General features: G+C 67.2%; 9 protein-coding genes and 1 pseudogene. 7 read left to right on the top strand and 3 right to left on the bottom strand.

Translation table 11 applies throughout. The features are described 5' to 3' along the window. Nucleotides 1–9: 9 nt before the first annotated feature. The gene (locus tag AC51BJ_RS14545) at nt 10–825 is read right to left on the bottom strand and encodes a spherulation-specific family 4 protein (RefSeq protein WP_496280703.1); all 816 of its coding nucleotides are present in this window, start codon (nt 823–825) and stop codon (nt 10–12) included. Between the two features lie 265 nt (nt 826–1090). Then, nucleotides 1091–1756, bottom strand: a complete 666-nt coding sequence (locus tag AC51BJ_RS14540; RefSeq protein ID WP_430432528.1) for a GntR family transcriptional regulator — start codon at nt 1754–1756, stop codon at nt 1091–1093. A 209-nt stretch (nt 1757–1965) separates the two neighbouring features. Here AC51BJ_RS14540 and scpA point away from each other — a divergent pair, with 209 nt between their 5' ends. The 7 genes from scpA to ypfJ all read left to right on the top strand — a co-directional run bounded on the left by scpA (nt 1966) and on the right by ypfJ (nt 13220). Beyond that, on the top strand, nt 1966–4119 hold the full coding sequence (scpA, locus tag AC51BJ_RS14535) for a methylmalonyl-CoA mutase (protein ID WP_496280702.1): 2154 nt from the start codon (nt 1966–1968) through the stop codon (nt 4117–4119). Further along, a complete protein-coding gene (gene meaB / locus AC51BJ_RS14530) occupies nt 4116–5090 on the top strand; it encodes a methylmalonyl Co-A mutase-associated GTPase MeaB (protein ID WP_430432530.1) in 975 nt (324 codons plus the stop codon). The genes scpA and meaB overlap by 4 nt, the downstream gene beginning before the upstream one ends. Nucleotides 5091–5108: 18 nt before the next feature. Beyond that, nucleotides 5109–6641 carry an acyl-CoA carboxylase subunit beta gene (locus tag AC51BJ_RS14525; RefSeq protein ID WP_496280701.1) on the top strand — a complete coding sequence of 511 codons (1533 nt, stop codon included), beginning with the start codon at nt 5109–5111 and terminating at the stop codon, nt 6639–6641. Nucleotides 6642–6899: 258 nt separating this feature from the next. Next, nucleotides 6900–8891, top strand: a complete 1992-nt coding sequence (locus tag AC51BJ_RS14520; protein ID WP_496280700.1) for an acetyl-CoA carboxylase biotin carboxylase subunit — start codon at nt 6900–6902, stop codon at nt 8889–8891. Nucleotides 8892–9039: 148 nt separating this feature from the next. Further along, on the top strand, nt 9040–9423 hold the full coding sequence (locus tag AC51BJ_RS14515) for a response regulator transcription factor (protein WP_496280699.1): 384 nt from the start codon (nt 9040–9042) through the stop codon (nt 9421–9423). A gap of 32 nt (nt 9424–9455) precedes the next feature. After that, nucleotides 9456–12308, top strand: coding sequence for a CHASE domain-containing protein (locus AC51BJ_RS14510; RefSeq protein ID WP_496280698.1), 2853 nt, complete (start codon nt 9456–9458; stop codon nt 12306–12308). A gap of 36 nt (nt 12309–12344) precedes the next feature. After that, on the top strand, nt 12345–13220 hold the full coding sequence (gene ypfJ, locus AC51BJ_RS14505) for a KPN_02809 family neutral zinc metallopeptidase (protein WP_496280697.1): 876 nt from the start codon (nt 12345–12347) through the stop codon (nt 13218–13220). Nucleotides 13221–13227: 7 nt separating this feature from the next. Here the strand turns inward: ypfJ and AC51BJ_RS14500 are convergent. Next, nucleotides 13228–13373, bottom strand: a pseudogene (locus AC51BJ_RS14500) (IS481 family transposase); the annotation flags it as partial.

Genomic DNA, 13373 nt, shown 5'->3' with positions numbered 1-13373 from the left:
TCCAGCGCCTCAGCGGCGCCGGCGCAGTCGCGCACCGATCAGGCCGAGGCCGGCTGCCAGCGTCGCCCAGGCCGACGGCTCCGGCACCGCGGCCACGGCGGCGGTCTGCGCCGCCCAGTAGGGCGGCAGCGTGTCCCATGGGTTGCTGATGTCGTCGTCGGTGACATAGACGTGGCCGACGTTCATCGCGCGCGCGCGGGCGATCACGTCCTGCATCGCGGCAGCGTCCGGCACCTCGTAGACCAGGTGGGCGAAGCGGCTGGCGTCCTGCGTCTGTGTCCAGGCGTCCGCCTCGTAGCCGGTGTATTCAGCGGCCGGGCTTTCGAAGGTGACCAGCACGTCGGCGGTGGCGAGATAGTCCGGAGCGGTCTGCGTGCCCGGATTGCCGACGATGAAGCCGCTGCCATCCAGCCCGCGGATGTAGTCGTGCAGCGACTGGTAGTAGCCAAGGTGCGCCGTGTCGTTCGACATCTCGTCGATGAAGATGCCGTCGACGCCGTACAGCGCGTAGTAGCGGTCGATCTCCGCGCGCACCATGGCAGCGCTGCGCGTGCCGTAGCTGGTATGCACATAGCCGATCACGCGACCACCGGCTGCCTGCAGGCTGCCCACCACGGCGGTGTAATTCGTGTCGAGCGTGCTGCCCGGCCCGCTGTCCGGATTCAGGATGGCGGTGATGCCGACCCCAGGTGCAGAGTCGGTCAGGGTCTGCCAGTAGCTCGCGCCATCGTCGGCCGGATAGAAGTAGGCGGGAACCAGCAGTTCGAGGGCATGCGCGGTGGGCATGAACAGGGCGAGCAAGGCGGTGGCAACAGCGGATTTCACGGCGACTCCCGGAGAAGGTCAAGGCGATGCATCCTGCGCCGGTGCCGGCGAGGAGGCAATCGCCTTTACGGCCGTGGCTGCCGCGACTGTAGGCGCCGCCCTTTGATCGCGACGCGCGTGCCGGCGGCTGTCGGGGTCGGAAGACCCCTCCCACAGAACCCCGGCTCCGGCCACGGATCGGGCGCGCTCCCGGTGGGAGCGGCCTTGGCCGCGATGTGCAGGCTTCGATGCAGGCCTCGGTCCGGGGCGAGACCTTCTGTAGACCTCAGCTGCTCAGCGCCTTGCGGCTGCTTTCGATGTGTTCCTGCATCGCGCGGCGGGCGGCTTCGGCATCGTGTGCCTGCAGCGCGGCGAGCAGCACGCGGTGCTCTTCCAACGAGGCGACCAGCCGGCCTTCGAGGTAGAGCGAGTCGTGCCGCTGAAGCTTCAGCACCGCGCGCAGCTCGTCGATCATCTGCGCCATGCGGCGGTTGCCGGCGATGTGGTGGATGAGCAGGTGGAAGCGCTGGTTGGCGTCGAAAAAGCGGTCGATGTCGCGCGCGGCTGCGCTGTCTTCCAGTGCCTGGTGCAGCGCGGCCAGTTCGGCCAGGTCGGCGTCGGACGCGCGGCGGGCGGCGCCGGCGGCGCACTCGCCTTCCAGCAGCGCCATGATGGGATAGATCTCTTCCAGGTCGCCGCCGCTGATCTGCGCGACATAGCAGCCGCGGCGCGGCTTCAGCACCACCATGCCCTCGGTGGCGAGCACCTTCAGCGCCTCGCGCAGCGGCGTGCGCGAAATGCCGTACTGGGTGGCGAGCGCCTGTTCGTCTATCCACTCGCCGGGTGCCATCGCGTGACTCTGGATCAGCCGGCGCAGACGGTCGGCGACCTCTATATACAGAGCGCGCGGAGCGATGGCTTCGGCGGACGGATTCAGGGTTTCGCTGTTCATGTGTGTGTTTCGAGCTGAGCGCGGATGAGGGGCGAAAAGCCGGTTGCAGCCAGCCGGCAAAGATCGGGACCGACCCTGTTTTCTGCAACGCAACATCCGCTTGCATTCATAATTATGGATAAAGTATTCTCCGTTGCGCGCTGAGTCAAGCCGGTATCCGACCGATGCCGTGCCGGCAGCGCCGACCCGCAATCCGCAAGGACAGAACCATGGCCGACACGACGGGCAGCGCCCACCCTGAATACGCAGCGTGGCTGAAGGCTGCCGCCAAATCCGCGCCCGGCGGCGACGCCGCCAACCTGGACTGGAGAACGCCGGAAGGCCTGACGGTGAAGGCGCTTTACACCCGCGCCGACGTCGAGGGTCTGCCCAACGCCGATACGCTGCCCGGCTTCGCACCCTTCGTGCGCGGCCCGCAGGCCACGATGTACGCAGCCCGGCCATGGACCATCCGCCAGTACGCCGGCTTCTCGACCGCCGAAGAATCGAACAACTTCTATCGCAAGGCGCTGGCCGCCGGTGCCCAGGGCGTGTCGGTCGCGTTCGACCTCGCCACCCACCGCGGCTACGACTCGGACAATCCCCGCGTGGTCGGTGATGTCGGCAAGGCCGGCGTCGCGATCGACAGCGTCGAAGACATGAAACGCCTGTTCGACGGCATTCCGCTCGACAAGATCAGCGTGTCGATGACGATGAATGGCGCCGTGCTGCCGGTGCTGGCCGGCTTCATCGTCGCCGGCGAGGAACAGGGCGTGCCGCAGGCCCAGCTGTCGGGCACGATCCAGAACGACATCCTCAAAGAATTCATGGTGCGGAACACCTACATCTATCCGCCCCAGCCGTCGATGCGCATCGTCGCCGACATCATCGAATACACCGCGCGCAACATGCCGCGCTTCAACTCGATCTCGATTTCCGGCTACCACATGCAGGAAGCGGGCGCGACCCAGGGCCTGGAACTGGCACTGACGCTGGCCGACGGCATGGAATACGTGCGCACCGCGATGGCGCGTGGCATGGACGTCGACGACTTCGCCGGGCGACTGAGCTTCTTCTTCGCCATCGGCATGAACTTCTATCTGGAAGTGGCCAAGCTCCGCGCGGCACGACTGCTGTGGAGCCGCATCATGGATGGCTTCGGCGCCAAAAGCCCGAAGTCCAAGATGCTGCGCACCCATTGCCAGACCTCGGGCTGGTCACTCACCGAGCAGGACCCGTACAACAACGTGGTGCGCACCACGGTCGAGGCGATGGCCGCGGTGTTCGGCGGCACGCAGTCGCTGCACACCAACAGCTTCGACGAGGCGATCGCGCTGCCGACCGAATTTTCGGCCCGCATCGCGCGCAACACCCAGCTCATCCTGCAGGAAGAGACGCACATCACCAATGTGATCGACCCGTGGGCCGGCAGCTACATGATGGAAAAGCTGACCCAGGACATGGCCGACCACGCCTGGGCCATCATCGAGGAAGTCGAGCAGATGGGCGGCATGACCAAGGCGGTCGAGTCGGGCTGGGCCAAGCTGCAGGTCGAGAAGTGCGCGACCGAGAAGCAGGCGCGCATCGACTCCGGCCGCGACGTCATCGTCGGCGTGAACAAGTACAGGCTGGACAAGGAAGACGCGCTCGACGTGCTGGTGATCGACAATGTCGCGGTGCGCGAGTCGCAGGTGGCGCAGCTGGCGCGCATCCGCGCCAGCCGCGACGCCGCGGCAGTGAATGCCGCGCTGGCGGCACTGACCGCCGCGGCCGAATCCGGTCAGGGCAATCTGCTCGAACTGTCGGTCGCCGCGATGCGCGCACGCGCCACGGTGGGCGAAGTGTCGGATGCGCTGGAAAAGGTGTGGGGTCGTCACCGCGCGAGCACGCAGGCGGTGAGTGGCGTGTATCAGTCCGTGGTGGCCGATGACGAAGGATGGGGTGCGATGAAGGAGGAGGTCAGCCAGTTTGCCGAAGAGCAAGGCCGTCGCCCGCGCATCCTGATCGCCAAGCTGGGCCAGGACGGCCACGACCGCGGTGCCAAGGTCATCGCTACTGCCTTCGCCGACCTCGGCTTCGACGTGGACATCGCGCCGCTGTTCCAGACGCCGGAAGAAGCCGCGCGGCAGGCGGTCGAGAACGACGTGCATGCGGTCGGCGTGTCGACGCTGGCGGCCGGTCACAAGACGCTGGTGCCGCAACTGATTGCGGCGCTGCGCGCCCAGGGCGCGGACGACATCGTGGTGGTGGTCGGCGGTGTCATTCCTGCACAGGACTACGACGAGCTATACGGCCACGGCGTGTCCTGCGTGTTCGGCCCGGGCACGCCGATCCCGAAAGCCGCGAAGGACACGCTGGACGCGATCAGGGCGAAGGTCGCGTGATTGACGCGTCCGATCAGTCGCTCGTAGATGGCGTACTGGCTGGCCAGCGCCGCGCGCTGGCCAAGACCATCACGCTGATCGAATCGACGCGCGACGATCACCAGCTGCGCGCTGGCGAGGTGCTGCGCGCGCTGCTGCCACGCACCGGCCGCTCGATCCGCGTCGGCATTTCCGGCGTGCCCGGCGTAGGTAAATCCACCTTCATCGAAGCGCTCGGCCTGGCCTTGATTGCGAAGGGACACAAGGTGGCGGTGCTGGCGATCGATCCGTCGTCGACCGTCACCGGCGGCTCCATCCTCGGCGACAAGACGCGCATGGAGCACCTGTCGCAAAGCCTGGACGCCTTCATCCGTCCGTCACCGTCGGCCGGCAGTCTGGGCGGCGTGGCGGCGCGCACGCGCGAAGCCATGCTGGTGTGCGAGGCGGCCGGTTTCGACGTCGTCATCGTCGAGACGGTGGGCGTCGGTCAGTCGGAAACCGCGGTGGCCGGCATGACCGACGTGTTCGTGCTGCTGCAGCTGCCCAATGCGGGCGACGACCTGCAGGCGATCAAGAAGGGCATCGTCGAACTGGCCGATGTGGTCGTGTTCAACAAGGCCGATCTCGATGAAACCGCGGCCGAGCGCGCAATGCAGCAGATGAAGGGCGCACTGCACCTGCTGCGCGCGGCCTCGCCCGACTGGACGGTGCCGGTGCTCAAGGTGTCGGCGGTCAAGCATGCCGGGTTGGATGATTTCTGGTCGGCCATCCTGCGCTACCGCGATGCCATGCAGGCCAGCGGCGCCTGGGAGGTGCGGCGCAGCCGGCAGGCGCTGGACTGGATGTGGGCGCTGGTCGATCAGGGCCTGCGCCATCGTTTCGAACATCATCCGGCGGTGCGTGCCGCGCTTCCGGACATCCGCGCGGCGGTGGCCGCCGGCACCCTGCCTGCATCGGCGGCCGCGTTGCGGCTGCTGCAGGCGATGGACTGAATTCACGGAGGACTGACGATGCAAGACATCATCCGCAAGCTCGACGAAAAGCGCGAGAAGGCCCGCCTCGGCGGTGGCCAGCGCCGCATCGACGCGCAGCACGCGCGCGGCAAGCTGACCGCGCGCGAACGCCTCGAAGTGCTGCTCGACGAGGGCAGTTTCGAAGAGTGGGACATGTTCAAGGAGCACCGCTGTACCGACTTCGGCATGGCCGACGACTCGGTGCCGGGCGATGGCGTGGTGACCGGCTACGGCACCATCAATGGCCGGCTGGTGTTCGTGTTCTCGCAGGACTTCACCGTGTTCGGCGGCTCGCTGTCCGAGTCGCACGCGGAAAAGATCTGCAAGGTGATGGACCAGGCGATGAAGGTGGGCGCGCCGGTGATCGGCCTCAACGATTCGGGCGGCGCCCGCATCCAGGAGGGCGTCGCGTCGCTCGGTGGCTATGCCGAAGTGTTCCAGCGCAATGTGATGGCCTCCGGCGTCATTCCGCAGATTTCGCTGGTGATGGGCCCGTGCGCGGGCGGCGCGGTGTATTCGCCGTCGATGACCGACTTCATTTTCATGGTGCGCGATTCGAGCTATATGTTCGTGACCGGCCCGGAAGTGGTGAAGACGGTGACGCACGAGGAAGTCACCGCAGAGGACCTCGGCGGCGCCACCACGCACACCACCAAGTCCGGCGTGGCCGATCTGGCCTTCGAGAACGACGTCGATGCGCTGATGTACACGCGCCGCCTGTTCAACTACCTGCCGCTGTCCAACCGCGAGAAGCCGCCGGTGCGTCCGAGCACCGACCCGACCGACCGCCTCGACCCCAGCCTCGACACGCTGGTGCCGGCCAACGCGAACCAGCCCTACGACATGAAGGAGCTGATACTCAAGATCGTCGACGACGGCGACTTCTTCGAGATCCAGCCCGACTACGCAAAGAACATCGTGGTCGGCTTCGCGCGCATGGAAGGCAGCACGGTCGGCATCGTCGCCAACCAGCCGCTGGTGCTGGCCGGCTGTCTGGACATCAAGAGCTCGATCAAGGCGGCGCGCTTCGTGCGCTTCTGCGATGCCTTCAACATTCCGGTCATCACGCTGGTCGACGTGCCGGGCTTCATGCCGGGCACGGCTCAGGAATACGGCGGCATCATCAAGCATGGCGCCAAGCTGTTGTATGCCTACGCCGAGTGCACCGTGCCCAAGGTGACGGTGATCACGCGCAAGGCCTACGGCGGCGCCTACGACGTGATGAGTTCCAAGCATCTGCGCGGCGACGTGAATTTCGCCTGGCCGAGTGCGGAAATCGCGGTGATGGGGCCGAAGGGCGCGGTGGAAATCATCTTCCGCGAAGAGAAGAACGACCCGACCAAGATTACCGCGCGTGAAGCCGAGTACCGCGAGAAGTTCGCCAACCCCTTCATCGCCGGCAAGCGCGGCTTCATCGACGACGTGATCATGCCGAGCGAAACGCGCAAGCGCATCTGCCGCTCGCTGGCCATGCTGCGCGACAAGCAGATCGAGAACCCGTGGCGCAAGCACGGCAACATTCCGCTGTGATGGTGCGAGAGGAATACTGACCATGTTTACGAAAATCCTGATCGCGAACCGCGGCGACTCGCAGCGCGGTCGCGCTGCGAACCCCACTACTCGCTTCGCACGCGCAGCGTGTGAGGGCGACCTCGCCTCGGAGACCTGCCATGTTTGACGAGATACTGATCGCGAACCGCGGCGACTCGCAGCGCGGTCGCGCTGCGAACCCCACTACTCGCGCCACACGCGCAGCGTGTGGAAGCGATCTCGCCGCGGAGACCCGCCATGTTTGACAAGATACTGATCGCGAACCGCGGCGAGATCGCCTGCCGCGTCATCCGTACCGCGCGCCGCATGGGCATCGCCACCGTCGCCGTCTACTCGGAGGCGGATGCCAATGCGCTGCACGTCGAGCTGGCGGACGAAGCCGTCTGCATTGGCCCGGCGCCGGCGCGTGAGTCCTATCTGGTGACCGACAAGATCATCGCGGCCTGCAAGGCGACTGGTGCGCAGGCGGTGCATCCGGGCTACGGCTTCCTGTCGGAGAATGAATCGTTCTGCGAGGCGCTGGAGCGCGAAGGCATCGTGTTCATTGGCCCGAAGACGCACGCCATCGCAGCGATGGGCGACAAGATCGCGTCGAAGAAGCTGGCCAAGGAAGCGGGTGTTAACACCATTCCCGGCTGGAATGACCCGATCGAAAGCCCGGAGCGCGCGGTCGAGATCGCGCGCGGCATCGGCTACCCGGTCATGATCAAGGCCAGCGCGGGCGGTGGCGGCAAGGGCCTGCGCGTGGCGTTCAACGACGCCGAGGCGCACGAGGGCTTCGCCTCCTGCGTCAACGAGGCGAAGAACGCCTTCAACGACGATCGCGTGTTCATCGAGAAATTCGTCGAGGAGCCGCGCCACATCGAAATCCAGGTGCTGGGCGACGCCTTCGGCAAGGTGGTCTACCTGAACGAGCGCGAGTGCTCGATCCAGCGCCGCCACCAGAAGGTGATCGAGGAGGCGCCGTCGCCCTTCATCGACGCCGATACCCGGCGCGCGATGGGCGAGCAGGCGGTGAAGCTGGCCAAGGCGGTGCAGTACCAGTCCGCCGGCACGGTCGAATTCGTGGTCGGCCGCGACAAGTCCTTCTACTTCCTCGAAATGAACACCCGGCTGCAGGTCGAGCACCCGGTGACCGAGCTGATCACCGGCCTCGACCTGGTCGAACAGATGATCCGCGTCGCCGCCGGCGAGCCGCTCACTTTCGATCAGGCCGACGTGAAGCTGGAGGGCTGGGCGATGGAAGCACGCATCTGCGCCGAAGACCCGGCGCGCGGCTTCCTGCCCTCGGTCGGCCGGCTGGTGAAGTACCGGCCGCCGGCGCAGTCGGCCGCGGTGCGGGTCGATACCGGCGTCTATGAAGGCGGCGAAGTGTCGATGCACTACGACTCGATGATCGCCAAGCTGATCTGCCACGGCCGCACCCGCGACGAGGCGATCGCCCGCCTGCGCGACGCACTGGACGACTTCGTCATCCGTGGCCCGAACCACAACATCGCTTTCGTGTCGTCGGTGCTCGGCCACCAGCGCTTCGCCGCCGGCCGCTTCACCACCGCCTTCATCGCCGAGGAGTACCCGCAGGGCTTCGATCCGGCCGCCGCCGAGTTCGAGGACGCGCCGCTGCTGCTGGCGGTGGCGGCGAGCGTGCACCAGCGCTACAACGAACGCGCCTCGCGCATCGTCGGCCAGATGCCGGGCCACGAGTTCCGCATCAAGCCGGAAGCGGTGGTGCGCTTGCGCGGCGTCGCCCACTTCGTGCAACTGGACGTCGACGGCGACGACCACGTGGTCAGCATCGACGGCAAGCCGCATCGCCTGGTGGCGGACTGGAAGGTGTCGGACCCGGTCTATCGCGGCGAACTGGACGGCAAGCCCTTTGCCGTGCAGGTCGAGCGCATCGGCCTGCGCTACCGGCTGCAGCATCGCGGCGTGCGCGTCGACGCCGAGGTGATGAGCCAGCGTGCGGCCGAACTGCTGGCGCGCATGCCGGTGAAGGCCGCGCCCGACATGTCGCGCTTCCTGCTGTCGCCGATGCCCGGCCTGCTGCGCGAGGTCGCGGTGAAGCCCGGGCAGGCGGTCAAGGCCGGCGAGCGGCTGGCGGTGATCGAGGCGATGAAGATGGAGAACATCCTGCGTGCCGAGCGCGACGGCGTGGTCGAGAAGGTGTCCGCCGGAGCGGGCGAGAGCCTGGCCGTCGATCAGGTCATCCTGGTGTTCGCCACGGGCTGAGCGCGTCGTGCGGGCGGGTCCCGCACACGACTCAAGCAAATTCGCGTTCACGTCGTTAAGCTGTCCGGATTCCTCTCCGGCGAGCTTGCAATGAACGTGTTCCCTGTCCGCAGTGCCACCCCAGTCCGCGTAAGGGGAGCGTACTGACATGGGGGGCCGCATCGCGGTGATCGAAGATCAGCCGGAAATCCGTCAGCTCATCCGCATGACCCTGGAGTTCGGCGACTTCGAACTGAGCGAGGCCGAGAACGCCGACATCGGCTGGAGCAAGATCCAGCAGCACGTGCCGGATCTGGTGCTGCTCGACGTGATGATGCCGGGCTCGATGGATGGGCTGGAGATGTGCCGTCGTCTGCGTGCGCAGCCGGCGACCGCACGGGTGCCGGTCATCCTGCTGACCGCGCGCGGTCAGCAGCGGGACATCGAAGCCGGCCGTGAAGCCGGGGCCGACACCTATCTCACCAAGCCATTCAGCCCGATGGAACTGCTCGATCGGATCGCTGCGCTGCTCGGAGGCTCGTCGGCGCGATGAAGGGTGACGGGCCGCAGGCCCGGAGCGCGACGATGGCAGCGACCGACGCCAGCCTGCGCCACCGGCTGAGCATTCCCGACTGGCTGGCCTGGCTGGCGCTGTCGCTCGGCCTGCTGGTGACCGCCGCGGTGAGTACGCTGCTGTGGGACCGCCTGAATGCCGCCACCGCGCAGCGCTTCGACAGCGAGGTCGACAAGGTGGTCGCCCAGCTGCGCCGGCGCATGGTTGCGCACGAGGAGATCCTGCGCGGCGCGGCTGGCCTGGTTCGCGCGAGCCGCGAGGTCACGCGCGACGAGTGGCGCGACTATGTGAACGAGCTCAATCTGGAGCGCAACTTTCCGGGCATCCTCGGCGTCGGTCTGTCGGTGCGCTTGCCAGCGGCCGACAAGGCGGCACACGAGGCGGCGATCCGCCGGCAGATGCCCGATTACGCGATCAAGCCCGACACGCCGCGCGCCGAGTATCACAGCATCCTCTTCCTCGCCCCGTTGAACGAGCGCAACCGCAGGGCGATCGGCTTCGACATGAATTCGGAGCCGATACGGTCGGCGGCGATGAGCCGCGCGCGCGACATCGGCGACGCCGCGCTGTCGGGGCGGGTGACTTTGATGCAGGAGGGCAAGGACGGCGTTCAGCCGGGCTTCCTTCTGTACTACCCGGTGTATGCGCGGGGTGCCGCAGTCGATACCGTCGAGGCTCGCCGGCGCGCGCTGATCGGCTACGCCTACAGCCCCTATCGCGCGCACGATCTGTTCGGCAGCGCGCTGCGCGGCTATGCCGACCATGTCGTGGTTGCCATTCACGACGGTCGGGGCGCGGACAAGGAGACGCTGCTCTACAGCAATGCCGGCGCCGGTCAGAAGCTGTCCGGCCTGGAGGACGTGCGCGAGATCGAGGTCGCGGGGCACGTCTGGACGGTGCGTACCTGCGCGCCCGCCGGATTCGGCTCCGACCATCTGGTGCTGTGGCTGGTGCCGCTGATGGGTATCGCGCTGAGCGCGGTACTTTTCCATCTGCTGCGGCTGCTGGCCGAGACCGCCCGGGCGCATCGCAATGCGCGGGCGACGACGCGCGAACTCGCGCTCAGCGAAACGCGGCTGTCGGCCGTGCTCGACACGGCTGCCGACGGTATCGTGACGACCGACGAGAGCGGCATGGTGCTGACCATGAACCGCTCGGCTGCCGACATGTTCGACCGCCGTCCGGACGAAGTGATCGGCCTGCCGCTGTCACGTCTGCTGCCGCAGTTCGACGCCGCCTGGTTCGCCGCGCGGCTGCACGATGCGCAATCCGGCGCCCGCCTGGCGCGGCACGAGGACTGCACCGGCTTGCGCGGCGGCGTACGGCAGTTCCCGGTGACCGTCTCGGCCAGCGGGTTCGTGCATGACGGGCGCGTGGTTCACACACTGCTGCTGCGCGACGTGAGCGAGCAGGTGGCCGCGCAGACGCGCATGCGCCTGCACGACCGGGCACTCGAGTCGTCGAGCGAGGCGGTGCTCATTCGCGACGTACAGCGCGCCGGCCTGCCCGTGGTCTATGTGAATGCAGCTTTCGAGCGACTGACCGGGCGCAGTGCGCAGGCGCTCATCGGGCGTCCTTTCTCGTATGCCGCCGACGGTGCGTCGGACGACCGCGTCGGCGACGAGATGCGTTGGGCCGTTGCCCATGGCAAGCCCTTCAGCACGACCGCAGAAGTGCGGCGGGCGGACGGGCGCACCCTGTGGGTGGCGCTGTCGTCGTCGCCAGTGCGCGACAACGACGGCACGGTGACGCACTACGTCGATGTGTTCGACGACATCACCGAGCGGGTCGAATTCGAGCAGAAGCTGATCCGCCGCACCAATCGCCTGCACACCGTGTTCGCCTTGTCGCCCGACGGCTTCGTCACCTTCGATGCCGACGGTATCCTGACCAATGTGAACCCAGCTTTCGTGCGCATGACGCACCTCGCGCAGAGCGAACTGCTGGGGCTGGACGCGCAGGCTTTCGACCGCCGCATGGCCGGGCTGTCGGACCCGGCGCAGCCGTGGCCGGAGCTCGCGCTCGACGGGTCGAGCGAGGAGGCGCAGCGGCTATGGCTGCTGCGCCCGGAGCGCCGCGTGCTCGAGCGCAGCGCACGCGTGGCACCGCAGGGGCGCTCGGAAACGGTGCTCTATTTCCGCGACATCACACAGCAGTTCGAAGTCGACCGGATGAAGAGCGAGTTCCTCAGCACGGCGGCGCACGAACTGCGCACACCGCTGTCGTCCATCTTCGGCTTTGCCGAACTGCTGCTGAATCGCGAGTACGACGAGACGGCACGCCGGCGCATGCACGGCATCATCCACCGGCAGTCGCGCGTGCTGGTGAACCTGATCAACGACCTGCTCGACCTCGCCCGCATCGAGGCGCGCGCCGGCCAGGATTTCCGCTACGAGGACCTGCCGGTCAAGATGCTCATCAACGCGACGCTGGAAGGCCTCGCGATGCCGGGCGACACGCATCGGGTGTCGCTGGACATGCCGCAGTCGATGCCGCGCATCCGCGTCGACCACGAGAAGATGGTGCGCGCGCTGAGCAACATCATCACCAACGCCTTCAAGTACTCGCCGGACGGCGGCGAGGTCAGGTTGTCGGTGACCGAGGTGACGCGCAACTCGCGCCTGATGGCCGGCATCCACGTCAGCGACCAGGGCATCGGCATGACGCCCGAGCAGCAGGCGCGCATCTTCGAGCGTTTCTACCGCGCCGACCCGTCGGGCAACATTCCGGGCACCGGCCTGGGCATGTCGCTGGTCAAGGAGATCATGGATCTGCACGGCGGCGAGATCGAGATCGTCAGTGCGCCCGGCGCGGGCACGACGGTGACGCTGTGGCTGCCGGTGATGGATACCGCGACCACCTGATCCGCCTATCATGTGCGTCTGCGAGGAGGGACGAACATGCGACTGGACGACGGACGGGAAAGCGAGAACATCGAGGACAGGCGGGGCGCCCGTGGCGGCCTGCCGGGCGGCGGGCGCAGCATAGGCATCGGCACCATCGTGCTGGCGCTGGTGGCGATGTATTTCGGCGTCGATCCGTCGGTGGTTCTGAACATGGGCGCCGGCCTGCCGGATGCGCAGCAGCAGGCGCCGCTACAGCCGGGAGTGCAATCGACCGGCCAGGCCGAGCAGGACGGCCTCGCGCGCTTCACGTCGCGCGTGCTGGCCGATACCGAGGACACCTGGGGCGCGCTGTTCCGCGCCGGCGGCGGCGAGTACCGCGAGCCGCGGCTGGTGCTCTACACCGGCGGCACGCAGACCGGCTGCGGCATGGGGCAGGCGGCAATGGGGCCTTTCTATTGCCCGGCCGACGAACGCGTCTATCTCGACCTCGGTTTCTACGACGACCTGCAGCGCCGCTTCGGCGCGCCCGGCGATTTCGCCCAGGCCTATGTGATCGCGCACGAGGTCGGGCACCACGTGCAGCACCAGCTGGGCATTGCCGAAAAGGTGCAGCGTGCGAAACAGCGCGCAGGCGAGCGCGCGGCCAACCTGCTGCAGGTCCGGATGGAACTGCAGGCCGACTGCTTCGCCGGCATCTGGGCGCACCACGCCAACCGCTCGCGCAGCATCCTGGAGCAGGGCGACGTCGAAGAGGCGCTGCGCGCCGCCACCGCCATCGGCGACGACACGCTGCAGAAACAGGCGCAGGGCTATGTGGTGCCGGAAAGCTTCACCCACGGCAGCGCCGAACAGCGCATGCGCTGGTTCCGCCGCGGGCTGGAACAGGGCGAGATGGCGGCCTGCGATACCTTCTCGGCGAAGGCGCTTTGAGGGAGGGCTAGGTGTGAAGAGTCAAGAGGTTGTTCTGCGAATTTGAGAGACGGGACATAGGGACTTTGCAAGCGATGCCGTGATGAGGTCGGTGCCAGTTGTAGAAGTGGTTCCAGAGAGGCAAAGCGGCTTTGCGCAGGTCGGAGTTGGGAT

The organism is Methyloversatilis sp. S146-33, assembly GCF_059552495.1.
The sequence above is the reverse complement of the archived record's forward strand: the minus strand, read 5'-3'. Positions and strand labels throughout refer to the sequence as shown.

Excerpts from the sequence above, each read along its gene's own strand:
- AC51BJ_RS14525 (WP_496280701.1), top strand. The coding sequence starts at position 5,109 with ATGCAAGACATCATCCGCAAGCTCGACGAAAAGCGCGAGAAGGCCCGC.
- ypfJ (WP_496280697.1), top strand. The coding sequence starts at position 12,345 with ATGCGACTGGACGACGGACGGGAAAGCGAGAACATCGAGGACAGGCGG.
- AC51BJ_RS14540 (WP_430432528.1), bottom strand. The coding sequence starts at position 1,756 with ATGAACAGCGAAACCCTGAATCCGTCCGCCGAAGCCATCGCTCCGCGC.
- scpA (WP_496280702.1), top strand. The coding sequence starts at position 1,966 with ATGGCCGACACGACGGGCAGCGCCCACCCTGAATACGCAGCGTGGCTG.
- AC51BJ_RS14520 (WP_496280700.1), top strand. The coding sequence starts at position 6,900 with ATGTTTGACAAGATACTGATCGCGAACCGCGGCGAGATCGCCTGCCGC.
- AC51BJ_RS14515 (WP_496280699.1), top strand. The coding sequence starts at position 9,040 with ATGGGGGGCCGCATCGCGGTGATCGAAGATCAGCCGGAAATCCGTCAG.
- AC51BJ_RS14510 (WP_496280698.1), top strand. The coding sequence starts at position 9,456 with ATGGCAGCGACCGACGCCAGCCTGCGCCACCGGCTGAGCATTCCCGAC.